At 63.0% G+C, this 22,845-nt stretch carries 22 protein-coding genes; 3 read left to right on the top strand and 19 right to left on the bottom strand.

Annotated elements, in window-relative coordinates; genetic code table 11:
- Nucleotides 1–20: 20 nt before the first annotated feature.
- The 3 genes from MF270_RS21770 to MF270_RS21760 all read right to left on the bottom strand — a co-directional run bounded on the left by MF270_RS21770 (nucleotide 21) and on the right by MF270_RS21760 (nucleotide 6,747).
- Nucleotides 21–953 (bottom strand): DUF2493 domain-containing protein, encoded by a 933-nt coding sequence (locus MF270_RS21770; RefSeq protein ID WP_238367889.1) that lies wholly within the window; start codon nucleotides 951–953, stop codon nucleotides 21–23.
- Nucleotides 954–1,317: 364 nt separating this feature from the next.
- Complete coding sequence (locus MF270_RS21765; protein ID WP_238367888.1) at nucleotides 1,318–2,349, bottom strand: DUF7146 domain-containing protein; 1,032 nt, start codon at nucleotides 2,347–2,349, stop codon at nucleotides 1,318–1,320.
- A gap of 3 nt (nucleotides 2,350–2,352) precedes the next feature.
- On the bottom strand, nucleotides 2,353–6,747 hold the full coding sequence (locus MF270_RS21760) for a bifunctional class I SAM-dependent methyltransferase/DEAD/DEAH box helicase (protein WP_238367887.1): 4,395 nt from the start codon (nucleotides 6,745–6,747) through the stop codon (nucleotides 2,353–2,355).
- A gap of 178 nt (nucleotides 6,748–6,925) precedes the next feature.
- Between MF270_RS21760 and MF270_RS21755 the strand changes: the two genes are divergently transcribed.
- Complete coding sequence (locus MF270_RS21755; RefSeq protein ID WP_018065918.1) at nucleotides 6,926–7,222, top strand: hypothetical protein; 297 nt, start codon at nucleotides 6,926–6,928, stop codon at nucleotides 7,220–7,222.
- A gap of 10 nt (nucleotides 7,223–7,232) precedes the next feature.
- Here the strand turns inward: MF270_RS21755 and MF270_RS21750 are convergent, their stop codons facing one another.
- From MF270_RS21750 to MF270_RS21715, 8 genes are all read right to left on the bottom strand, one after another.
- Nucleotides 7,233–7,877: an antitoxin of toxin-antitoxin stability system gene (locus tag MF270_RS21750; protein WP_238367886.1), complete on the bottom strand. Its 645-nt coding sequence runs from the start codon at nucleotides 7,875–7,877 to the stop codon at nucleotides 7,233–7,235.
- Nucleotides 7,870–8,289, bottom strand: coding sequence for a hypothetical protein (locus MF270_RS21745; RefSeq protein ID WP_238367885.1), 420 nt, complete (start codon nucleotides 8,287–8,289; stop codon nucleotides 7,870–7,872). Before MF270_RS21745 ends, MF270_RS21750 begins: the two co-directional genes overlap by 8 nt.
- 75 nt (nucleotides 8,290–8,364) lie before the next feature.
- Nucleotides 8,365–8,562 (bottom strand): hypothetical protein, encoded by a 198-nt coding sequence (locus MF270_RS21740; protein ID WP_238367884.1) that lies wholly within the window; start codon nucleotides 8,560–8,562, stop codon nucleotides 8,365–8,367.
- A 1-nt stretch (nucleotide 8,563) separates the two neighbouring features.
- On the bottom strand, nucleotides 8,564–8,941 hold the full coding sequence (locus tag MF270_RS21735) for a DUF6915 family protein (protein WP_238367883.1): 378 nt from the start codon (nucleotides 8,939–8,941) through the stop codon (nucleotides 8,564–8,566).
- 11 nt (nucleotides 8,942–8,952) lie between these two features.
- Nucleotides 8,953–9,444 (bottom strand): DUF6878 family protein, encoded by a 492-nt coding sequence (locus tag MF270_RS21730; RefSeq protein WP_238367882.1) that lies wholly within the window; start codon nucleotides 9,442–9,444, stop codon nucleotides 8,953–8,955.
- 96 nt (nucleotides 9,445–9,540) lie between these two features.
- Nucleotides 9,541–10,059 carry a DNA repair protein RadC gene (locus tag MF270_RS21725; RefSeq protein ID WP_238367881.1) on the bottom strand — a complete coding sequence of 173 codons (519 nt, stop codon included), beginning with the start codon at nucleotides 10,057–10,059 and terminating at the stop codon, nucleotides 9,541–9,543.
- A 111-nt stretch (nucleotides 10,060–10,170) separates the two neighbouring features.
- Nucleotides 10,171–10,611, bottom strand: coding sequence for a JAB domain-containing protein (locus MF270_RS21720; RefSeq protein ID WP_238367880.1), 441 nt, complete (start codon nucleotides 10,609–10,611; stop codon nucleotides 10,171–10,173).
- A 125-nt stretch (nucleotides 10,612–10,736) separates the two neighbouring features.
- Complete coding sequence (locus tag MF270_RS21715) at nucleotides 10,737–11,936, bottom strand: DUF932 domain-containing protein (protein ID WP_238367933.1); 1,200 nt, start codon at nucleotides 11,934–11,936, stop codon at nucleotides 10,737–10,739.
- A gap of 246 nt (nucleotides 11,937–12,182) precedes the next feature.
- On the opposite strand from MF270_RS21715, the gene MF270_RS21710 reads away from it, so the two are divergent.
- Nucleotides 12,183–13,247 carry a hypothetical protein gene (locus MF270_RS21710; RefSeq protein WP_238367879.1) on the top strand — a complete coding sequence of 355 codons (1,065 nt, stop codon included), beginning with the start codon at nucleotides 12,183–12,185 and terminating at the stop codon, nucleotides 13,245–13,247.
- A 111-nt stretch (nucleotides 13,248–13,358) separates the two neighbouring features.
- Here MF270_RS21710 and MF270_RS21705 read toward each other — a convergent pair whose 3' ends face one another.
- A complete protein-coding gene (locus tag MF270_RS21705; protein ID WP_238367878.1) occupies nucleotides 13,359–13,763 on the bottom strand; it encodes a single-stranded DNA-binding protein in 405 nt (134 codons plus the stop codon).
- A 425-nt stretch (nucleotides 13,764–14,188) separates the two neighbouring features.
- Here MF270_RS21705 and MF270_RS21700 point away from each other — a divergent pair, with 425 nt between their 5' ends.
- A complete protein-coding gene (locus MF270_RS21700; RefSeq protein WP_238367877.1) occupies nucleotides 14,189–14,506 on the top strand; it encodes an H-NS histone family protein in 318 nt (105 codons plus the stop codon).
- A gap of 20 nt (nucleotides 14,507–14,526) precedes the next feature.
- Here the strand turns inward: MF270_RS21700 and MF270_RS21695 are convergent, their stop codons facing one another.
- The 7 genes from MF270_RS21695 to repA form a co-directional block, all read right to left on the bottom strand.
- A complete protein-coding gene (locus tag MF270_RS21695) occupies nucleotides 14,527–15,576 on the bottom strand; it encodes a hypothetical protein (RefSeq protein ID WP_238367876.1) in 1,050 nt (349 codons plus the stop codon).
- A 187-nt stretch (nucleotides 15,577–15,763) separates the two neighbouring features.
- Nucleotides 15,764–15,928, bottom strand: coding sequence for a hypothetical protein (locus MF270_RS21690; RefSeq protein ID WP_018001789.1), 165 nt, complete (start codon nucleotides 15,926–15,928; stop codon nucleotides 15,764–15,766).
- A 389-nt stretch (nucleotides 15,929–16,317) separates the two neighbouring features.
- On the bottom strand, nucleotides 16,318–16,791 hold the full coding sequence (locus MF270_RS21685; protein WP_238367875.1) for a hypothetical protein: 474 nt from the start codon (nucleotides 16,789–16,791) through the stop codon (nucleotides 16,318–16,320).
- Nucleotides 16,792–16,891: 100 nt separating this feature from the next.
- Nucleotides 16,892–19,063, bottom strand: a complete 2,172-nt coding sequence (locus MF270_RS21680) for a ParB/RepB/Spo0J family partition protein (protein ID WP_238367874.1) — start codon at nucleotides 19,061–19,063, stop codon at nucleotides 16,892–16,894.
- 127 nt (nucleotides 19,064–19,190) lie between these two features.
- The gene (locus MF270_RS21675; RefSeq protein ID WP_238367873.1) at nucleotides 19,191–20,303 is read right to left on the bottom strand and encodes a helix-turn-helix domain-containing protein; all 1,113 of its coding nucleotides are present in this window, start codon (nucleotides 20,301–20,303) and stop codon (nucleotides 19,191–19,193) included.
- 203 nt (nucleotides 20,304–20,506) lie between these two features.
- Nucleotides 20,507–21,436: a ParB/RepB/Spo0J family partition protein gene (locus tag MF270_RS21670; protein ID WP_238367872.1), complete on the bottom strand. Its 930-nt coding sequence runs from the start codon at nucleotides 21,434–21,436 to the stop codon at nucleotides 20,507–20,509.
- Nucleotides 21,426–22,571 carry a plasmid partitioning protein RepA gene (repA, locus tag MF270_RS21665; RefSeq protein WP_238367871.1) on the bottom strand — a complete coding sequence of 382 codons (1,146 nt, stop codon included), beginning with the start codon at nucleotides 22,569–22,571 and terminating at the stop codon, nucleotides 21,426–21,428. The genes MF270_RS21670 and repA overlap by 11 nt, the downstream gene beginning before the upstream one ends.
- Nucleotides 22,572–22,845 lie beyond the last annotated feature (274 nt).

Here is a 22,845-nt window from a genome sequence, read left to right as displayed (position 1 = left end):
CCCGGATTAAAGTCGGGGGCTCACGCCCCCTTCTCGAACTTCATGACCGGGATGCCCAGCTTTTTGGCTTTATCGGCGAGGTTTTCCTGGATACCGGTTCCGGGGAAGACGAGGACCCCGACCGGGAGCACATCCAGCATCGCGTCGTTGCGCTTGAAGGGCGCGGCCTTGGCGTGCTTGGTCCAGTCGGGCTTGAAGGCCACCTGCGTCACGCCCCGGGCTTCGGCCCATTTGGCGGCGATGAGCTCTGCGCCCTTCGGGCTGCCACCGTGCAGGAGGACCATGTCGGGATACTTGGTCCGGACCTGGTCGAGCTTGCCCCAGATCAGGCGGTGATCGTTGAAATCGGTCCCGCCGGTGAGGGCGACCTTGGGGCCTGCGGGAAGCATTACCTCGGTCTCGGCGCGGCGCTTGGCGGCCAGGAAGTCGCGGCTGTCGATCAGGGCGGCGGTCATGTGCTGGCGGTTCACGATTGATCCGGTGCGGGGGCGCCAGGTCGATCCCGTGTGATGGACGAACTCGGATGCGGCATGATCGCGCATCATATCCATGCAGTTGCGCCGTTCAACGAGAGTCAGGCCTTCGGCCGTCAGGCGCTCGAGTTCGACGGACTTCACTTCGGAGCCGTCCTGCTCGCGCTGGAGGCGGCGCTGCGCCTGCTCGTTCTCATCGAGCGTCCGCTCGATCCGGGCCGTGGCGCGGTGGAAGAGGTTGACCTGGCCCCAGAGCACCTCTTCGAGGTCGGGTTCCATACGGGTGTCTTCCAGGGTCGCGACGAGGGCGTCGAAGATGTCGGCGACGGCGACGGCGAGGCGCTGCCCATCGGGCATCGGGCGCGGATCGGGCTCGTCAAATGGGCGATAGCCGTAGAGCTGGAGCTCGTCGAGCGCATGGGCGGTCTGGGATGCGCTATGGGCGGGTTCATACGCGTCGTCGTGGATATGGATCGTCATCGGTTTCTTGCCTCCGGGCCTGTCTCGTCCGCGCGTCATCCCGCGCGGCCTTCATGGGCAGACCCGAGCCGTCGGGGCGGTTGCCTCTTCACCCCGGCTTCACCGGGGCCGGAACAGCGTGGAGGAGGTCGGCAGGGAAGCTATTTGTCTCGCGATGCAAAGGCGGCTTTGCCGCCGGCGGAAATAGCTTCCCTGCCGACCTTGCAGGGGCAACCGCTTTGACGGCCTGCCCATCTCTTGAAGGCCGCGCAGGGCTGACGGGTGGATGCGCAAGGCCCGGGATGGGGTGAGGACGACGATCCAGAGCCACGGCTGGGATGCAGCCCCCTGCCCCGCACTCCCAGACCCCCCTGCGCGATGCAGCTCAGCCCGGCAGGCGATGCCGATCCTCTGGTCCGATCTGACCTGCCAGATGCTGGCGCAGCGCGTCCCTGCCGTTCGCCCGAAGATCATCGTTGAAATCCCCGAGCTGCGGTTCCAGCAGCCTCACAGGGACCCCGAACTCGGTGGCTCTGTTGCTCAACCTCTCCGCCGCTCGTTGCCCGGCCGGATCGCGGTCGATGGCGATGTAGAGGCGCTTGAGCCCCTCCGGCAGGCGAACGGCCCCGAGGTGACCGGACGAGAGCGCCGCCCAGACGGGCAGGCTGGGGATCGCCTCGGACAGGGACAACATGGTCTCGATGCCTTCGCCGACGACGAGGATGTCATCCTGCGAGGTCAGCCTGACAGCATTGCCGAGGAGGTGGCCCATAGCCCGACGCTGCGGATCGACATCTGCTTTGCCTTTTCCGTCAGGTGCCAGCCAGGTGCGATGCACGCCCTGCAGGGCCCCTGCTCCATCGGTGACCGCGGCGATCATCGCCGGTCCGGGGGTGCTCCGGGTCTGCCCCTCTTCCCGATGCCAGCACTTCGGGTGGAAGCGAATGGCGCCGCCCGACCCAAATTGGGTGATGCCCCGGGAACGGAGGTAGGTTTCGGCTAGCGTACCCGCGATCAGCTTCGAGGCCGCGAACAGACGCGACGCGGCCGCTGGTGTCCCACCCGGGCGCTTGGTCTTCCTCGGACCGGCTGTTTCAGGGAGAACCGGCTGCGGACGGCCAAGATGCGCTCGGGCCTCGGCGAGAAGGTCGGGGAAGCGCGTGATCCCCGTCCGCTCGCGGATGATGTCGAGGAGATCGCCATGCTCACCCGTGGCGCCGTCCGTGAACTTGCCGGCAGCACCCGGCCCTGATGCAGGCCCGGTCAGCCGCACGAAGAGCGAGCGGCCAGGATTGTTTTGCAGGTCACCCACGATCCAGTAGGATCCTTCCCGCCGTCCGGCGGGAAGGTAGGCACGACAGACGCCTTCGGCATTTTCTGCCAGATCGCGCACGAGGTCTTCGGTCTCGGAATACATGGGTCAACAGCCTCCGCGATCATGTGGCCTTGCGACAGGACAACGTGCAAGCAGACGATCCAGTATCGCGACGCCATCAGCATCGGTCGGGCAAAACAGCCGAAGCTTCCAGCTAATAATCTCCGAGAAGAAGCCATCGGCCTTGAGCCGATCCTTGGCTGCCTCCGAGAAGCCCGAGAGTTCGATCCGGTTCGCGCCCATGACGCGCGAGCGGTGCAATTCCATCCCTTCGGACAGGCACACCACGGTCTTGCCCTCCAGAACGAGGGCATGGACCTGCGCGGCCGAGAGCTTGGGCGCATCGGCGGCCAGCGTGGTCGCGACCCAGGCAGGCGAGACGCGGCGACCGATGATGCGCTGCCCGTCATCGGTCTGCAGGCGGTAGACGCGGGTTTCATCCTGGGGAAGCTGCTTCCAGATCGGCAGCAGCAGACCTGCCACGATGTGCAGAGTGGAGTTCGAAAACTCCGGCACCTCGGCCAGTTCCGCAGTCCACGCCGCAGTGAAGGCCGCGCGGTCGGCCTCGAGCCAGTGGGTGTCCTCCATGACCTTGGCCGGGACCGTGCTGGCATCAAGCGGGCGGATCAGGCGCAGGCGCGGCTCGATGGTCCCATCGTCCAGCATGTGACTGGTGGCAGGAACCTGCACGGCAGCCCGGCCCGAACGGCTGTTGATGAGGCACCGCGCCTTCGGGTCGTCCAGCCAATCGAGCGCATCCGCGAGAGAAGTCGGCGTGTTGCGCCGCTTTTCCGCGATGGTGAGGAGTTGGGTTTCGGCACCGGAGCGGGGATGGGTGTAGATCACCCGGGCGTCGGTCACGCAAAAACTCTCGGCGCGCAGCGTCTCGAGCCCGATGTCGTAGACTCCGGCCGCGATGGCGCCCTCGATCCGTTGGTCGAGGAGTTCTTCGAAACCCGCGAACAACACGGCCTGCATGTCGATCGTCAGCGCCAGCAGGCGATTGAGGAAGGTCGTGATCGGCGGCAGGTCGTCCTTCAGCCCGTTGTCATCGGTCAGGCCGAGGCCAGTGGCATCCTCGAAGGCCCCTAGCGAGCAGCCCGCCAGATCGCCGCGATAGATGCGGCGGTAAAGCTGGCGCAGGGCGTCGCGGGCGTAGGGCGACTCGAGGTTGTCCTCGGGTCGGAACAACCCTTGCCCGCCAGTCTGGCGCTGGCCGCGGGTGATCGCGCCAAGCGTGTCGAGACGACGCGCGATGGTCGAGAGGAACCGCTTTTCCGCCTTCACATCGGTGGCGACCGGCCGGAACAGCGGCGGCTGCGCCTGATTGGTGCGGTTGGTGCGCCCGAGGCCCTGGATCGCCGCATCTGCCTTCCAGCCGGGTTCCAGGAGGTAGTGGACCCGCAAGCGCTGGTTCTTCGCCCCAAGATCGGCGTGGTAGCTGCGCCCCGTGCCCCCGGCATCCGAGAAGATCAGGATACGCTTTTCGTCATCCATGAAGGTTTGGGTCTCAGTGAGGTTCGCGGCTCCGGCCCGGTTCTCCACCACGAGCCGTGCCGATTGCCCTTCGCCCTTGCGCACGATGCGCCGTGAACGCCCGGTGACTTCGGCCACTAGAGCGGTGCCGAAGCGCTGGACGATCTGGTCGAGTGCACCCGGCACGGGCGGAAGCGAAGCCAGTTTCTCGATCAGCGCGTCACGACGCCGGACGGCTTCGCGGCACTCCACCGGTTGGCCGTAGCGCGTGACGGGGCGCGACGAGAGGTTGCCCTCGCTGTCGGTGAAAGGCTCGTAGAGCTGCACCGGGAAGGAATGGGCGAGGTAGTCCAGGACATACTCCCTGGGCGTGATGTCGCATCTGATATCGTTCCATTCGTCGGTCGGGATCTCCGACAGGCGGCGTTCCATCAGCGCCTCACCCGTCGAGACGATCTGGATGACCGCCGCGTGACCCGCTGCCAGATCGGCATCGATGGATGCGATAAGCGTGGGGGTCTTCATAGAGGTGAGCAAATGGCCGAAGAAGCGCTGTTTGGCGCTCTCGAAGGCTGACCGCGCTGCGGACTTGGCCTGGCGGTTCAGCGTGCCTGACCCGCCAGGCCCGTCGGCCGCGCCGGAAATGTTCGCCGCCACCAGCGCCGCGGTCAGGTTGTTGTGGATGATAGCGAAGGCCCCAGCATAGGCATCGTAAATGCCGCGTTGCTCGAGGCTGAGCGCGTGTTCGAGCATCTCGTATTCGACACCGTCATAGGAGAGCGATCGGGAGGTGTAGAGGCCGAGCGCCCGGAGGTCGCGGGCCAGGACCTCCATCGCCGCGACACCGCCAGCCTCTATGGCTTCGACGAATTCCGACCGGGTCGCGAACGGGAAATCCTCCCCGCCCCAGAGACCGAGACGCTGCGCATAGGCAAGGTTGTGGACCGTCGTCGCGCCCGTGGCCGAGACATAGACCACGCGGGCATTCGGAAGTTTGTGTTGAAGGCGCAGGCCCGCCCTGCCCTGCTGCGAGGCCATGGTATCACCGCGCTCGCCTTTGCCGCCGGCGGCGTTGGCCATGGCATGGCTTTCGTCAAAGAGGATCACCCCGTCGAAATCTGCCCCGAGCCAGTCGACGATCTGGTCGACGCGGGATTTCTTCCCGCCTCGTTCTTCCGAACGCAGCGTCGCATAGGTGGTGAAGAGAATGCCCTCGGTAAGCGGGATGTCGCGGCCTTGGGCAAAGCGCGAGAGCGGCGTGACCAGAAGCCGCTCCTGGCCAAGGGCCGACCAGTCGCGCTGTGCATCCTCGAGGAGCTTGTCGCTTTTCGAGATCCAGAGCGCCTTGTGTCTTCCTCTGGCCCAGTTGTCGAGCAAGATCCCGGCCGACTGGCGGCCCTTGCCCGCTCCGGTGCCATCGCCCAGGAAAAAGCCGCGGCGGAAGCGGACGGCGTCAGCGGCGTCCTCCGGTGCAGCGGCGACCACGTCTCCGGTCTCATCGACGGCCCACGACCCGGCGAGGTATGCGCAGTGGGCTTCGCCCGCGTAGATGACGGTCTCAAGCTGCGCGTCGGACAGCATGCCGTCGCGCAGGACGGCGGCGGGCAATTTGGGGCGGTAGCTGGGTTTCGGCGGTGCGACCGAGGCCATGGCGGCCGATTGCACAAGCTTGGTCGGGTGTTGGGCCGCGCCAGGGATCTCGATCGCCTGCAGGTGGAAGGTCTCGTAGATCGCGTCGGACAGCCGTGCGGCATCCGCGTCCCCGACGGCGTCGCGAGTTGCGTAGTTTAGCTCCTCGGCTTCGAACCGGGTTTCTGATTTCGCCGGCTGAGCCGCAGAGGTCGCGCGGGATCGGCTGACGGTCTTGCGGGTGGTGAGGTGAGAATTTCCCGGAAAGGGGGAAGAATGGCCCTGCCCCGCAGCAGGAGCTGGATCCAGTTCGAGGCGCGGCGGAACCTCTGCAGTGGCCCTGGACATCAGATGCGCTACGTCCGGGGACGTGGGCTGGTGCAGGTCAGCGGTGATGCCGCCCGGCTCACCGCCGCGGCATTTATCGAAGACAGAAATCCGCGTCTCGAAGCTGGTGCCGTGCTTGGCGAAAGCTGCGCCCGACACCGCGCCGGTGAAGATGAGATGGGCCGTCTCGGTCAGACGGCCGAAAGTATCGGCCCAGGCCGGCGCATCCGGCGCGAAACCGGCCCCTGTGATGGCCACGAGCCGTCCGCCGGGAACTAAGCGCGCAAGGGCCGAGCGCAGATGTCGGGCCGTCGCCTCGGTCGACCGACCATCGACATTGGCTTGGGCCGAGAAGGGCGGGTTCATCAGAATGACGCTCGGGCTTGAGCAGGCATCGAGATGATCGTCGATCTGCGCGGCATCAAACCCCGTGACCGGTCGGCCCGGGAACAGCAAGCGAAGAAGGTCGGCGCGGGTGTCCGCCAACTCGTTGAGAGCCAGAGTGCCGCCGCCGATCTCGGCGAGGATCGCCAGAAGCCCGGTCCCGGCAGACGGCTCTAGGACAAGATCATAGGGCGTGATCTGTGCTGCCGCCACAGCCGCGAGCCCCATGGGCAGCGGCGTCGAGAATTGCTGAAAGCGCTCCATCTCTTCCGACCGCCGGGTGTGCGTGGGCAAGAGGCCTGCCACCTTGGCGAGGATCGGCAAGAGCGCCGCAGGCGAGCCGGCACGCGCAAGCAGCGCCCGACCGAACTTTCGCAGAAAGAGGATCAGCGCCACCTCGCCCGCCTCATAGGCGAGCTTCCAGTCCCAAGCACCGGTCGCATCGGAACCGCCAAAGGCATGTTCCATCTCGCGGCGGAGGCGCAGCGCGTCGATCTGAAGCCCTTGCGCCAGATCGGGCTGCAGCGCTTCGGCAACAGCAACGATCGCAGGGGCAGGATTTGCTGCCAACGGGACAATGGGCGCAGGCAAGGACGCCTGCGCAACAGGGGCAAGATGGGTCATCGGGAAACTCCGGAATGAAGGACAGGATAAGGCCCTTACACCCTCTCTCGGGCAGCCTCGGACCTGATCTTTCCCGGCCCCTCTCTCCCTCTCGAATCCGACGCGTCCCGGAAGCTCGGCTTGATTTTGTTCTTGTTATGTTCTATATTCTGAGCCAAGCCAGAAAGGGGGTTCCACCATGGAAATCACCACGCACGCCCTGCCGGCAACGCCCAAGCAGATCGCCTATGCGCGATCGCTCGCGCAGCGCAACCGGACGCTCCTGCCTTGGGAAGTTCAGCAAGACCGGCGATCTTTGAGCGCCTGGATCGAGGCTCAGGCCCGGCTGAAGCCCGTATCGGACATGGACCAGCTGCCCACCTCCAGGCAAGTGGCCTTCGCTGAGAAGCTCGCCCGGATCAAACGGTGCGCCGTTCCAGACGAATGCTTCCGCGACAAGGGGCTCATGTCGAAGTGGATCGACGGGAATAAGTGACTCGGCAGGATCACCCGAACCGCCGCCCTCCTTCCGTGAACGTATACGCGTTGACGATGATTCCCTCCTCGATGGCCTGGTCCGAGGTAAGGTGGTCGTATTCGGCTTCAAGCTGACGGTAGAGCCAGCGGGCCAGATCACGCAGCGTCTCGGTCACGACTTTTTCCGCGTCCTCGGTCGGCGGCTGCCAGGTCGGGCTGTCGCGCGTGACGTCCACAGACATGGTGTATTCGTGGTAGTAGCGGCCACGGTGGCTGGCCGCGGCGGCGAGCTGGTAGAAGTTCCGCCGCTGGATGGCCTGCAGCCGGTCGGCGATGCCGTGCAACGTCACATCCGTCGGGGCATAGTCCCGAATGCGCGCGGCGGCGCCCTTGACGTGGGACCAGTAGCCTTCGAACGAAGCTCCATCACCCTGGCTCCAGAAGCCGGAGAACCAGATGCAGGGCTTGGCCCGTGTCCCGCCACTCATCAGGCGGACGGAGGTGGTTTTCAGGCGGATGCCGAGGATCTCACAGACCCGCTCGAAATCCTCGTAGACCGCGTCCCACCAATCATCGTGAGGGCTGAGCTCGCGATACCAGCTTCGGGCCCTCTCCTTGGCGGCATCCGAGAGTTCGGGGAACTGGTAGATGGTGGTGCAGATGATCTCAGGCATCGGCGTCCTCCCCGTTCAGTGCTGAGGCCAGCCACTCTTGGGTGCTGGTCCAGCCGATGGACTTGCGAGCGCCGAGATCGATGGCATGCGCGCCGCCACCAAAGGCGTCGAGCCGCGGCCGGGAGCAGGTCAGAGCATACTGGAACCCCCAAAGGCCGGTGAGGTCGAGGTCTGCGGCGAGTCGCAAGACGAAGCGGATGACGGCGTCGACGTCGCCGTGGTCGTCATCATGGATCCAGAGGCTGCTGCCCTCGGGGGCATCCTGGCGTACGAGATCGAAGCCCGCGACCTCCGGGTCGTCAGCGTTCTGATCCGCAGCGCGGAGTTCCTGAAACAGCGCGAGCGCGCGGGCGGCCTTGCCGGGGCTGCCGACGTCGATGAGGCAAGAGAAATGGGTGAAGTAATCCGCCATGGGGACCTCCTGAATGGGGAAGACCCGGCCAAGACGCCGGGTACTGAATCGGAATGAAGGGTCGGCCGGGTGCGATCAGCCGGTTGGCGTGTCGTCTGCCGACTTTCGTGCGGCATGCGCGCAGAGCATCTGCCGGTAGAAACGCTTGCGCGCGGTCCGGAGGCCGCAAACGGCGCGTGTGTCGGGGTGCAGCGCCCGGACCGCCGCGCGAACCACTGCCAGTGGCGAAGCGGTCGGCGGCAAGCCAAGACTTAAATAAGTGGGATCGGTCATGTCACGTGACCTCAACCACGGGCGAGACGAGATGCGGATCAACTAGGGCCTCGATCCGCTCGGCCCGGCCCATCCAGGGTTCGGGCCGGATTGCCTTTACCCAGTCGGCGAAGCTCGGGATGAAGCCGAGGTCTTCCTTCACATGCTGCTCGCCGACCCACCGGGTCGGGATGATGCGCCCGGTCGAGAGCGTGAGGGTCTGCCCGAAGATCGTCTCGGCCATGAAGATGCCCTCCGCATGGTGGCGCAAAGCCCGGTGCCGGAAGTCCGCAGTAATCTCCTTGCTCTGGTCGAACCAGGCATGCACCGCCATGAAATCGTCGACCGTGCCGCCCCACTTTTTTACCGAGGACAGGGCGTGGTGATAGGGATGTGCCATCGCCGCCGCCCTCAGAAAACATAGGTGGTGAGTTCGGACGAGGTGAAGCGCTCGTTAAACTCGAGGTGGATGGAGCGAGCGCTCGCGTCGAAGCAGAATTCGCCGTAAGCCCCGTCGTTGTTTTCCCATCCGGCATGGGTGTCAGACAGCAAGTCGTAGGCCAGTTGCTCCACGACATCTTCGAGCGAAAGCGCCCGCATCTCGACCTCCGGGTCGTCCCAGGTCAATACGGCATAGGCGATCTGGGTCTTGGGGAAAGCGACCTCGGTCTCGCCGGCGTAGGCAGCGATACTCTCAACCTGACCGCTGTCGCCATAGCCGTCGAAACTGACGGTCACATGGGTGATGCCCGCGGCAGTCAGGCCATCGAAGAGGCGCTCCTTGTTGGCCGGTCGCAAAGCTGCGATCCGCGCGTCGCGCTCGGCCTGCCGGGCCAGCACGGCGGCGAAATCAATCCTGGACGGCGCCATCGGCGCGGCCAGGGTGGGTTCAATCTTGGACATTGGAAACTCCGGAATGGGGGAAAGGATCTGAACCCCGGGCTCTCTCTCGTCCCCGTAGGCTCACATCCTCCCCTGCCCTTCTCTGACTCTTGGACGTCACGCCGCGATCTGCAGGGCGCGAGACGCGAAGACGCGCCAAAGCGGATCGACAAGACGGGCATCGAGAAGATCGGCGTGGTGCCGCAGCCGTCGCGCGAGGCCATGTTCATGCCACTCGGCCGCCCGCATGGCCTGCGCGCGGGTCTGGCTGGCCTCGGACACGACGGCGCGGGCTTCGGCGGCATCCGAGACCGGGTGGCACCAGGCGAGCCCGCCATCATTGGTAGCCCCGGCCAGAACGAGGCGGCCCTCCCGATCAAGGATTACCAGGATGCGCGGAGTGTCTTCAGGAGTGATATCTTCGGCGTGAACGATTGCCCCCTGCATGGCCTCGGCCAGCGTGGCAAACCGCGCCAGTACCTTGGGGTGTGCCTGCCCGGACATGAGAGCCGCGGGCGCACGGCAAGCCGCCGTGAGCGCAAACGGCAAGTCTTGATCTGCAAGAATGGTCAGGAGGCTCGGCGGCAAACCTGTTGTCTGCGTTGCTGGCCGAGTTTGGAGAGGAATGTCGAACATGGGAATACCTCCGACGGTGCGGAGAGCCTCTCTCCCCGCTTCAAACCGTCAAAGACCGAACCGCCGCCCTCTTTCTCGGGGGGGGCGCCGGCGGCAGATCCGAAAGGCGCGTCACAGCTTGCCCAGAGCCCGCAGGCTCAGTTCCGTCCCCGCGCCGACGATGATGTGGTCATGCAGCGTCAGACCGAGAAACTTACACCCCTTCTGGATCTCCCCGGTCATGCTGAGATCGGCCTCCGACGGTGTCGGATCGCCCGACGGGTGGTTGTGGATCAGGATCAGCGCGCAAGCGTTCAGCATCAGCGCCCGCTTGATCACCTCGCGCGGATAGACCGGGACATGGTCGACCGTGCCGGTAGACAAAAGCTCATCGGCGATGATGCGGTTCTTGCGGTCGAGATAGAGGACATGGAAGCGCTCGATGGGACCTCGGACGGTCAGCGCACAATAGTCCATCAGCGCTTGCCAGCTGCCGATGACCGGGTTCTGGCTGAGGTAGCGGCCGAGGATGTCGCGGGCCTCGACGATGACAGTTTCTTCCTGGGGGGTCATGAGGGTCTCGCTGAATTGCGCACACCGACTTCCCCTGCCCTCTCGGGACGGGGCCAGTGGCGTGCATGTGGAGGAGGAAAACGCGACCGCCGCGGATGCAGGCGGTCGCTGTGCCGGGCTTCGCGTCAGCCGACCCGGTCGAGGAGCTTCTTGGCGCGCCCTTCCATATCAAGGCGGGCATCCTGCTGGGTTTTGTCGCGCGCAAGCCGAGTGATGCCCTGTACGAAGTCGAAGATGCTCTCGGGCGGGCGGCCTTCCTCCATCAGCACCTTTTCGATGATCTTGCCGGATTCGGCCTTCGAGAAACCACGCTTGCGCAGGAAATCCGCGCGGTCCTCGTCGCTGCGCGCCACGATCTGCTGCCGCGCCGCTTTGATCCCGTTCACGAATCCTTGCGGCGAGGAATTGGCAAACCGCGTCAACGCGGGCGCGGCCTCATGTGCGAAGCGCGACGCGGCGTATTTCGAGTGGCGGATCTTGATCTCCTGGAAATCCTCGACGCCCCAGAGGTTGCGGTTCTGGCACACCGCCCGAAGGTAAAAGCTCGCCATGCCAAGGGTCTTGGCACCGACCTCGGAGTTCCAGCAATAAAATCCCCGGAAGTAGAGGTCGGGAGAGCCGTCCGCCAGCTTGCCCGCCTCGATCGGATTGCGATCGTCGACCAGGAACAGGAAGACATCGCGGTCCGAGGCGTAGAGCGTGGTCGTGTCGCGGCTGATCTCGACATCCGGATTGTAGACCCCGGTCGACCAATCCAGCACACCCGGCACCTTCCAGCGCGTATCGCCCGTGCCATTGCCCGCGATGCGCTGCACCGCCTCGACAAGCTCGAAGTCATGGATGCGACCGTAGTCGGGACCGGTCACGGCGCGCAGTTCGGTCCGGCCATCCTCGGTCTCGAAGGTCTTCACCTGCTCGGCGCGGTGGTTGGTCAAACCGTATTGCAGGTTGATCCCCGCCAAAGGCGCGGGCAGCTGCCGTAGGTAAGAGGCCGGAGCGCCGATAATGCTGGCGAGCTGGCCGAAGGCCCAATGCGTCGGTGCAACCGGCTCCTGCGCTTTTGGAAGGACAAGGTGCAATCGCTCGGCGCTGTCGCGCGCAGCCTCGACACGGATATCGGCTGTCTGAACGACCCGGCTGCGGCTGCGCTCAGACCGGCCCTTCACATTGGCCCAGAGGTCGTCGAGCGACAGATACCGCTCATCATCGGGCCGGTTGAACCATTCGGACGACACTCGCCCGTTCCGCTCGCCCCGGCTCACATCCACTTTCCAGCCACCGGCCTGCACCGGCGGTACCGGATCCAGAACTTCCACAACACCCATCGGCATTCCTCCGTGACAGGCGCCGGGAGCCACTCTCCCAACCTTCAACCTGTCGCGAAAGCAGCCAGCCATTCTTTCACTCTTCAAAAGAGGCACGAGCGGCAGCAATGCGGGACGAAGCGGGCGCACGCTGCGCCTGCGCCATCTCCGAATTTCTTACCCAGATTCGGTTGTGCCAGCGCAGTATGTGTCCATATCTAGATGTGCGCGGGGAATCTCAGACTTAGCGGGTGAAGGGTGAGCAAGATGCAGGATGAAGAGGGCAAGACCGACGAACTGCCACAAGGCGTTACGATTCCGAGCGATCTTCAGTTTTCCGCCAGAATGTTTGCAGATGAGGACTACGCTAAGGAGGCGATGTACAAGTTGCATTCCGTTCTCAGCGTCATCAGTCAATCCATTGACCTAGCCAACCTGGATGGCGTCACCGTCGCCTTCGACTACGACGAGGCACTAGCTGATCTTGATCGTGGATATGAGACAACCTACACGCTCACCGCCACCAAAGGTGTCGCCATCGGTGTTGCAATGGCACCCACGGTAATTCGCGACGGTGTGATCAAAACGCATCTAGTACTTAACGCGAACTACGCGCTCAGCATCCTAGAAGAACCCGGGGAGGAAACCGAATACTTCTGGCAATCGCTTCATCTAGTTGCGCACGAATGCGCGCATGTGGAGGTGACAGCAGCATTTGACAGGTCTTTCCCCGGGTTTCTTCTTCAGAAAACACATAGCAATATCCTAGACAACATGCGCTGGCAGGTAATTCTGGCAACGTGGGATGAGTATGCAGTATGCCGCATCGCCGGCTCTATCGGATATGACCCCGCAGAGGGTTACCTCGAAACCTTGGTCAAGGTGTTGGGCGATACCAGGGGCCAATGCTATGAGCTGATCAAGGCATATCGGACCCACGGGGATGTTGGGCAGATTGTAGGGGAAGTGTATGGCAAGCTCGGCGATCTGCTAAAGTATTCATCCTACTTTGTGGGTGCCGCAGCGGCGCAGGAAACCCCAGAAACGCATCCGCCTGCTCTCACCGATGAGTCTGAGTTTGGCTGGTTTGCTACGTTCTACGAACGCTTAATTGAAGTGCACGAGGCGCTTTGGAGCGAATTTGGGAAATGGAAGAATCTGGATGCCTTCGAGGCAATTGGCGATGTCTTAGAGGACATGGCTGAGAGTATTGGTGTCGAAGCTTCGCGCGAGTCCGACGACTTGATTAATTTCAGTATTCCATACCGACCGGAAAGCATGCCCGACATTGCCATGACGAACCCGTTAATGCGTGCACTGCTCGGCAGATAGCTGCCGTTCAAATAAATTGCATCATCGGCCAAAGTCGGCTCGAAGCTACATTGCAGCAGCGCAGCGAACCCGGCGGGTTTCCCCGCCGGGCCCGAGGGGGAGACCCCGTTCTCAGAACGGGATCTCGTCGTCGCGGTCGACCAGCTCGGGGTTTTCATTCTCGGCCGACTTCGGGCGGCTCAGGAAGTCGACCTTCTCGGCGATGATCTCGCAGCCGTAGCGGTCGTTCCCCATGCTGTCGATCCATTTGGTGTAGTGGATTCGGCCGTGGACGAGGACCTTCATGCCCTTTTCGCAATGCTCCGCGACCGTCTTGCCGAGACCGTTGAAGCAGGTGATGCGGTGCCATTCGGTGTCCATGACCCGGTAGCCGTTGTCGTCGCGCAGGACGCGACCTTCCGAGAGGCGGGGGCGGGAGGTGGCGAGGCTGAAGTTGGTGATCTTGGTGCCGCCCTGGGTGGTGCGGACTTCGGGGGTCTGACCGATGTTGCCGGCGAGGATGACGATGTTCTGCATGGTAAGCTCCTGTGTGTCCTGTCTTCGGGACCGTCCCTTCGACAAGACCAGGAAGAATCCCGTCGGGTGACGCGTGCACGGTGGCCGGAACGGACGCCGGAAACCCCCAGAGGACCGGGGTGGAGCGGGCAGCCCCGAAGGGGCAACACGGCCCGGACTGACGCGGGGTTGCGCGCAGGAGCCCGAACGGGATTAGGGGATTGTCAGTCGAAGGGATGGCCCAGGAGACAGAGATGCGCGGGGAGCCCAGGCCAGACCCTGTCACCTTGCCCATCGGAGAAGCCTGACCCCCAGTTAAGCAACTCACTGGGGACGACGGCGGCGATCACCAGCCTTTGCCACCCCTGCCCTTGCCTTCCGGGAGTTGCGGTGCGTTGCCGCTACGGGCTATCGATACCGGGACATTCAGGACACGGACCGCACCAATGGCTGATTACGATCTCGAGGCACTGTCGCTCAGCGAGCTGAAGAAAATGCAGAAGGGCGTCGCCAAGGCGATCTCCACATTCGAGGATCGGCAGAAGGCGGAAGCCCGCGCCAAGGTGGAAGCTCTCGCCCGGGATCTGGGCTACTCTCTAGCCGAACTTGTCGGCACCGAGACGAAATCCTCCCGTGCACCTGCCGCGGCGAAATACCGGCACCCTGAGAACCCGGCACTCACCTGGTCCGGCCGGGGACGCAAACCGCAGTGGTTCGTGGACGCGCTGGCTGCTGGGAAGTCGAAAGACGATCTAGCCGCATGAAGCTGTCTGCTGCTCGATCATTAGGATTTTGATCGGACGACCTTGGGGAGGTCAAACTCGAACTCCTCGCGTTTCGGCCCCATCACCCGTGTCGGCAGATTGGGGTCAGGTGCTTGGCCCCGGTGATGCCCTTTGACCAGAACGACTTTGCCGCTTCGGTAGTGCCGCTCATGCTCGGACACCCAATGACGAACGGGGCCGTTCCGCGCCTCGAGTGTTTGCCTCTCGAATTCGAGGCGAGCGGTTCTTTCCGCCATGTGCGCGGCGGCCTGCGGGCCGATCCGGATCGTCAGGTGTGATTTCTGGGCGCCAAGGATCCACGACTTGCCGAACTTTCGGGCAGTCTTGGTGTCCTTGACAGTGAAGGTTTCAGTTTCCGTTGGGATGATCCCGCCAAGATCCGGCGAGACCAGCATTGCAAACAGAGCGTAGGGAATGAACAGGTCATACCCGGTTTCAACCTGGTGCACCGTGCGGCGGCCTTGGATCATTTCCATCGTATCGCCGCTCCGCACGCGGAAATCGACCACGGATCGGCTCAGCTCGACATCGACGTCGTCATAGTTCAGCCGTCCTGTCGGTGTCCGCTTGACGAGCAGCGCACAGATCGGATCGACAACACGCGAGTTCTCGCGGCGGTGGAACATCGTAATGCGCAGATGGCCCTCGTTGCGGTCGTCCAGAAGGTAGCCGCGCAGGCCCGTCCCCAAAGGCTTTTCTTCGTGCCGGGTCACAGGTGAAGCGCGCTCAAATCGTGCAACGCCCAGCTCGCGATCGTCGAACTCTACCCAAACGACGGGACCGGGAAGCTTCACCTCACCGAGGATCGCCATGGCGGGCACCCCAGCTTCCTCTGCCTGCTTGGAGACGGCATCGTGAAGCGTGTCAGTGTAGGCAGCTGCTTGGTGATCGAGCAGGAACACCTTGGCCCGCTGCAGCGCATCGAGCGCGTAAACTCGGAACTGCCGCAGGTCGTCGGACGGTGTGAAGTGCCAGATCAAGTCGTCTTTGGGAGCCGACTTACCCGCGAGCGACGAACCGTATAATGAAATCAAAGATTTATAGAGCATTCCACCGAACCCTGCGCCGTCTTGTTCAGCTTCCGACGAACGCCTTCGATGATCAAGCGACTTCCATGGACGTGCCGCCGACCACTTGGCGGCGCTTCCGACCTGTCGACCGGAACGGTTGACCGGGGAAAGGCCCAGATCGGGGACCCTGCCCCGATGCCGAGCCTTCGAAAAAAGACCGTGGGCATCATGCCCACGGGTCGACCTCAGCGACCACTTGAACCTCGTCTCCGTCGATTTCATCGGCGGGGACGGCGCCGAAGGTTCCATCCCCTGCCTGGAAGACGACGATCGAGACCATGAGCGTGGCGGCGAGGGAGGCTGCGAAGGCGTGAGCATCTTTGCGGGACATCTGTTTGGCTCCTGTCTTGGAGGCGGGGGACCATCCCCCGCACGACAGGACCCCGCAGGCCCGAAGACTGGCTGACATCACCGGGTGCGTTCGGCTCGTCCGAATCCACCCGGCGGCACGGGCTCGCCCGTAGTCCGACCCCTTGCGGGTTGATCTCGAAGACAGGATTCGGGGCAAGGAAGGGAATGGCGAGCGGGGGATGGTGCTCTGGCGACTGGAGCCGGTTGTCCTGTTGATGCTCGTAACGCTGCCAGCCTCCCGGGCAGGCTCTTGGTTGAAGACCTTCGTCTTTGGGGATGGATCCTGTGGCGCCCCGTGGCATCGCGGGACGAGGTTCGTGGTCGGTGAGAGGCTCGCCCCTCGGCAAGCCCCTCACGCACTGTCAGGACTCAGGCGGCCAGGTCCGTGCCCCCTGCCCTATCGCCGTCTTCGGCACCGACGATTTCGAGACGAGCGTTGCGATAGCCCTCCCGCGCAATCCAGAGCTCTGCCGCGGTAACGGACTCCGCCAGATGCAGCAGTTCGGTGTTGCCGCCGAAGTCCAGCAGCACGCAGACCTGCCCGGCCTTCGGTTCCTCCGCCACCTCGAAGACCAACCGGCTGTCCGCCGAATGGCTGCGCATGATGGTGACGAGGATCACCCCGTCCGAGGAGAAGTTCCCTTCATGCAGCGTGAAGGAGGCTGGAGCCGTCCACGTCGGATAGACCCGCGGTGGCTCTTTCTTCACGAGACGGCCGACGCCGTTCGAGCGCTCCCAGGCCGCGAGCTTCTTGGTGAAACGCGCCGGCGGCCTGGGACTGCCGTCGGTGTAGCGGATCAGTGCCCCGAGAGGCGCTGAGTCGATGATGTTCGTTGCAGACATGATTCCTCATCCCGAATGCGAGTAGCCGCATTCATCATATTGATATTGCTATATTTTTTCTGGAATGAGGGCGGGTTTCCCCGCCCTCGGATGGCTTATTTCACTCGGCTGCCATCATCGACGCGTCGCCGTCCGGCAGATCAGCAGTCAGGAAAGCCGGGAGATCGATGTCTTCGGGCTCGCCCACATCTTCCCCCTGCCCTTCCGCGAGATCCTCGCCGTCCTGCGCCGCCAGATCGGTCCGGCGGAGGACCTCGGGCAACCACCCGCTGCCCTTGAGGAGCCGCTCGGCTTCCGTGGCCATCTCGCCCTTCTTCAGATGGTCGAGGAGCTGCGTGGTACCCTCCCCCTTCGCCTCGCGCACGGCCTCGAGGATCCGGGCCTTGGGCACACGGTTGAGGTAGCCATCGACCGTCGGCTCCCAGCCCGCCTCGACCATGTCGAGATCCACCGCGCGGGCCACCAGATCGGCATGCGCCATGCGGCGGGTCAGGCCGCTGGCGGAGATGCCCGCACCATAGGGGTTCACCTTCTCATGGAGTGCGTTGATCCCGAAGCTGAGGCAATGCGCCAGGAGTGCCAGACGGCTACCCTGGTCGAGCACAGTCAGATAGTCCCAGAGCGCGGCATCGTCCCCGAGGGGCAGATCAGCCTCCCAGGCGGCGTGACGCTCATCGACCAGCTTCGCCACGACGCTGTCCCTCAGATCGGGCGCCTGCGCGGACATGTAGACATGGCGCACCGAGGCTTCGAGACAGCTGCCCGAGCCGGAGGAGGTGCGGAAGGTGTCCGTCACCAGCTTCAGGAGCAGGAGCGTCAGCGCGACGTCCGGCGAACGACCGATGGCTTCGCGCAGTGCGAGGGTCCGGTGGGCAGTCAGTTCCATGACCAGCCGCTCAGGCAGCGGCTTCAGAACACCGTCGTCTTCTTCCTCGGACGCATCCGCGCCGATCGGCTGACCGCCCGAAGTGATCACGGTGCCTCCGGCGGAGGTCGCCGATGGTTTCCAGCTGGAAACACCGACATCACCCCCCTGCCCCATAGCATCCGCGCCATCACCATCCTGGACCGCGGTCTCCTCGCGCGGCTCGTCCTCGGGCCGGACATAGCCGCGATAGACCGCGAGACTGCCGTCCCGATCCAGCGTGACGAAGACGCCTGCGCGCCCGACCTCGGCCGGATCATAGATCAGCGGCCGCTGCTCGAGCGCTTCCATCGCCATTTCCAGCTGACCGAGCCGGGCATCGATCTCCTCGGGATATTCGTCCTGGCCGGAGTACTCCTCCTCCAGCGCGCGGTACTCGGCGAGGAGCGCCGCATGGGCCGCACTTTCCTCGTCGGTCATCGGCGCGGGATCACCGGCCAGACGCCGCAGACCGTGGCTGTAGCCATAGGGAAGGTCGGTCGCCACCTCGATCCACTTCCAGCCTTCGGAAACCAGCGCTCCGGCTTCCGCCTGAAGCTTCTCGGCGACCAGCCGATCAAGCAGGGCAGGGTCCTCCAGCCAGCCACCGTCGTCGCCCTGGAAGAGATCACGCAGGACGACACCGCCCGTCGCCTCATATGCATCGACGCCGACGAAGACCGCGCGACGATCAGACGCCCGGACCGAGGTCTCGGTCAGCATACGCCGGATCGCGTGAGGCTCCTTATTCCAGGAGTTCTTCACAGCCTCCCAGACCTGCACCTGACGCGCGTGATCCGGGTTCACCGTGAAGGCCATCAGCTGTTCCAGCGTCATGCCATCCTCGGCATAGACCTCGAGCAGGGCAGGGGCCACGGAGGCCAACTTCAGGCGCTGCTTGACGATCTGCGGGGTGACGAAGAAGGCCGCCGCAATCGCTTCCTCATCCTGCCCCTTCTCCCGCAGAGCCACGAAGGCGCGGAACTGATCCAGCGGATGCAGGGCGACACGCTGCATGTTCTCCGCCAGCGAGTCATCCTCGGCGAGGATCTCCGACGCAACGTCCCGCACGATGCAGGGGATCGGCGCGGTCTTGGCTAGCCGCTTCTGCTTCACCAGCAGCGACAGCGCTTGGAATCTGCGGCCGCCGGCCGGGATCTCGAACATCCCGTTCTCGACACCATCGGCATCAAGCACTGGCCGGACGTTCAAGCTTTGCAGGAGCCCGCGGCGGGCGATATCCTCGGCCAGTTCTTCGACCGAGACGCCCGCCTTGATGCGCCGCACGTTGGACTGGCTCAGCAAGAGCTTGTTGAAGGGGATGTCCCGCGATGGGGACAGGACGACGTTCTGGGCTGCTTTCGCCATCAGATCTTCTCCACGACGGGCGCCGGAAGCCACTCTCCCGATCTCACTTCCCGTCACCCCTCAAACCCCCAACCTTTTCCTCTTCTCGTCCGTCTTGACCGCGGTCAAGACGTACAAGCTGGATGCTCTATGCCCGTATGATTGTTTCAAAGTACGCCTCGGGCAGCCTGATCTCTTCTCCCTTCCCCAACAGGTAGTCCAAGATCAGGAGAATTCGTCCAGCCCCAGCTTGCTGGAGACCACGCATCAGCTTTTCTTGGCGTATTCTAAGCAATCGACCGATGTCGAAGAGAACGCGGTTGAGGGCTTCGCCTGTTCGCGGTGGGTCTGGAAAGAAGCCCGCCACATGTGAAAAGTCCGTCCACGCCATTTTCGCAGGGTCCCGGTTCATGGTCGGTGCCCCAACACTTTTGTAAGCGTTGGTCTGCTTCACGTGTGTGTCTTTCTTTATATGTTCTTTTTTTACAGACTCTATCTGCCGGTCATTTTGTCCGTTCCTGGCGGACCTTTCGCGTGCGCGTGCACCGCTGAGGGTTTGTTCGTGTGACTGCACTTGGTCCGCTGAAGCGCTTGAACCATGGCTCTCTCCGTAGCTCTGTGCAGCGTTGGCTCCGAGCTCGCGGAGTCCAGCGATGATTTGCAAGACTGTGTCGGCAGTCAGGGTTGCTCGACGAAGCAGGTTTCTGATCGTTCCCAGTGCAGACAGCCGTGCTTCATCGAGGTGCTCATCTTGAAGGAGGGAAGCGCGCAGTGCTAGCGCTTCTGCCTTGAGCGAGCGAAGGCGTTCGCGCTCTTCCGTCACCTTCGATGCTCTGGCTGCGAGAGCGTCGTGGCTCTGTATCATCGGGGCCAGGTCGATCCCAAACGCATCCTTGATGATGCCCCCGTAGCGGAGAGGAAAGCGTTTGCCGTTCGCTGAACTCTTCCGCTCGATGAGTCCTGCCGCCTCAAGGCGCGCCAGGCAGCGGCGAAGCGTTCTCTCATCGATGCCGTTTGCGCGCTCTGATAGGGAGGCGTTGGATGGGAACACAACGGTCAGTTTGCGCTGTGTGCCACCAGAGTTGGGGTTTTGGTCGCGCGGGAGAAAGCTGATGAGTGCCGTCAGTACGGTGACGTCGTTGCTCGTCAGGCTCAACTCCTTTCGTAGAACCCGTACTGGCCCCAGAAGTTCGTAGGGGTTCGGGCAGGCAATAGTCGGCTGTTCCGCCAAGGCGGTTCGTGCGTGAGTGACATGTCTCATGGTGTTTCGGAAGAAAAAGCTTCCCGGGTCACCGCGAGCGGTGTTGAACTCGATTCGTTTTGGGGGTATCAATCAGGTGTCGAGACTGATTGAGGCCCTTCGGAAGCACCGCTTTCGGGGGGTCTTTCCTTTTCTAGCCGGTCCTCCTTTCGTTTTCTGCTCGTTGCTCTTGATGTCTTGACCGCGGTCAAGACACGGGGTCGTCACTCGGGGCCGTCTTGACCGCGGTCAAGAAGCTCGCCGATCAGCTTTCGGACGGCCTCTTCGACGCGCGGGGCAAGATCAGCGTCTACATCAATGGTGATGCGGTTGCCTTTACGGCCGATTTTCACGCGCTCACCTGACTCAGCCTTGGGTGGAGTTGTCTTGGTGGCCGTGAGCAGCGTAACCGCTGCGTCAAGTCGGTCTGGGCCAGGCAAGGTACGGGGGATTTCGCGGGCGACTTCCTTGGCTCTCGAGACGTCCTTCTCGCACAGCCTGAAAAGCTTCTCCCAGACCCGCCGGCCAACGCCATGTGCTGGTCCGATGGCCTGAATCAGCTCCATCGGAATGCCCGTTGCGATACGGTTCATCCGAGAGACAAGCGACTCGTCGATCTGAAGCGCCCGATAGGCGATGGTCTGGGCGTTCTTGCGCGTTTCGTCTGTTTTACCAAGTTCCCGAATGATGCCAGCGACGAACAGAGCCCTCTCGATAAACGAGGGGTCTTGGCGGGCATTGTTCTCCACACCTTGGGCGATCAGAGCTTCCTCTTCGGTCATTTCCATGACCGTGGCGCGCACCTTCTGACCAAGCTCACGACAGGCTAGAAGGCGACGGCGCCCGTAGACGATCTCAAGTGCGCCATCTTGGGTTCGGCGGACAAGAATGGGAACCTTTTGCCCATGCTCCCGGATCGAGGACACAAGTTCCTTGAGGCCATCGCTCGGATCGATACGATCCATGACAGCGGACATCCGAACAGTGCTCGGGTCGATCAGGCGTGTGGCGTGTTTGTCTTCTTCCAGCACTGATGCTTGCGCTCGAGCGACAGTTGGGCTCGTGCGCTTCAGATCGAGATCCGCACCTTCGTCCGGCGTTGCAGCATTGCCCATCGCGTTCTTGAGAGAGTCTCCGAAAACCTTACGCGCCATGGCTGCGCCCCCATGCGCTGAGGATTTCGCGTTCGACTTCGTCGGTCACGCGCGAAACGGATTCGATCGCACGCTCGTAGGTTCTGCGGTTCACGTCACGAGGTTCGACCTCAAAGATGCTCTGCTGCGTATTGGCGGCATCACCTACCGCTGTCGACTTTAGGAACTCGGCCGGGAGGACCGCATCGCCAAGGACCGTCCGAAGCAGAGACGAGATCTGGACCTGTGGACCATCGGTATTCTCGTAGCGGGTGATCAGCACGCGCACGAAGTTCAGACCGTGTTCGGGAGCATGCGCCTCGACGACACCCATCAGGTTGCTCGCCATACCGAGGAAGCTCGCCAGGGACATGACATCAAGCATAGACGCGTTGAGCGGGATCAGGACCCCGGTGGAAGCAAAGAGGGCAGAGATCACCGAGAAATTCAGCTGAGGCGGGGTGTCGAAGATCACCACGTCATATCTGTCCAGGACAGGCTCAAGTGCTTCGCGGATCCGGCTGTGGAACGTGGTGGCTCCGTGTCGGAAACTTAGTGCAACTTCGAATTCGTACTCCATGATGTCCATGGACGCGGGGATAAGGTCGACGGTCGGGAAGTTCGTTTTGCGAATGATATCGGAGGCGGGCAGGGGACCTTCCGATCGGATCAGATCGTAGGAGGTCGGCATGTCCGGATCGAGTTCAGGGGTCACCCCGAACAGGTTTGTCAGACTTGCTTGGCTGTCCAGATCGATCAGCAGGACGCGATAGCCGCGAAGGCCGAGGAGTTGACCAACATGAGCAACGGTCGACGTCTTTGCTGAGCCACCCTTCAGGTTGAAGATCGTCACGACCTGGCACGGCTCGCCGGCTCTTCTTTGAGGGTGTTCATCGGGCTTGATTCTGCCCGTCTCAAGAAGGACGCGTTGGGCCTGGACCATTTCCTCGGCAGAGAAACTGCGGCGGTTGCCACCTTCGAGGATGCCTTCGGGAAAGCCGTCGAGGTTTGACACATGGTGGCGGAAGGTGTTCTGGTTGAGCCGTAGGAGATCGGCTGCTTCCCGCATCGCGAAGCGGCGGAGACCCTTCTGGGCATCCGGTGGAAAAGTCTCCTGAGCGTGTTCACGCAACCGGCTACCAAGCCGCTTGGACATGACATCAAATCTTTGAGAGGCTCGTATCCCGCTCATCACTGCCCTCAAGTCTTTATTGTTTTGTGGACTTTAACAGTTTTGGTGAGTAAATCCAGCCCAAACCGTTGAGCGGCGTGTGAGTGTTGAGATGGCCGATTTCTGACGAGAAAAAACCATTAAATATCAGTGCGTTGGGTGGCCTTGTTCGCGGCACACTTCAACAGCTCGTGGGTCGTGATGTCGTGGCCACAACATGTATTGTGTACGCCTACGGACTGCAGATCTTAAGAATCGA

Source organism: Mesobacterium pallidum, assembly GCF_019966535.1.
GTDB classification, from domain to species: Bacteria; Pseudomonadota; Alphaproteobacteria; order Rhodobacterales; family Rhodobacteraceae; genus Mesobacterium; species Mesobacterium pallidum.
Note: the sequence above shows the minus strand (reverse complement) of the source record. Positions and strands in the feature narration are given on the sequence as shown.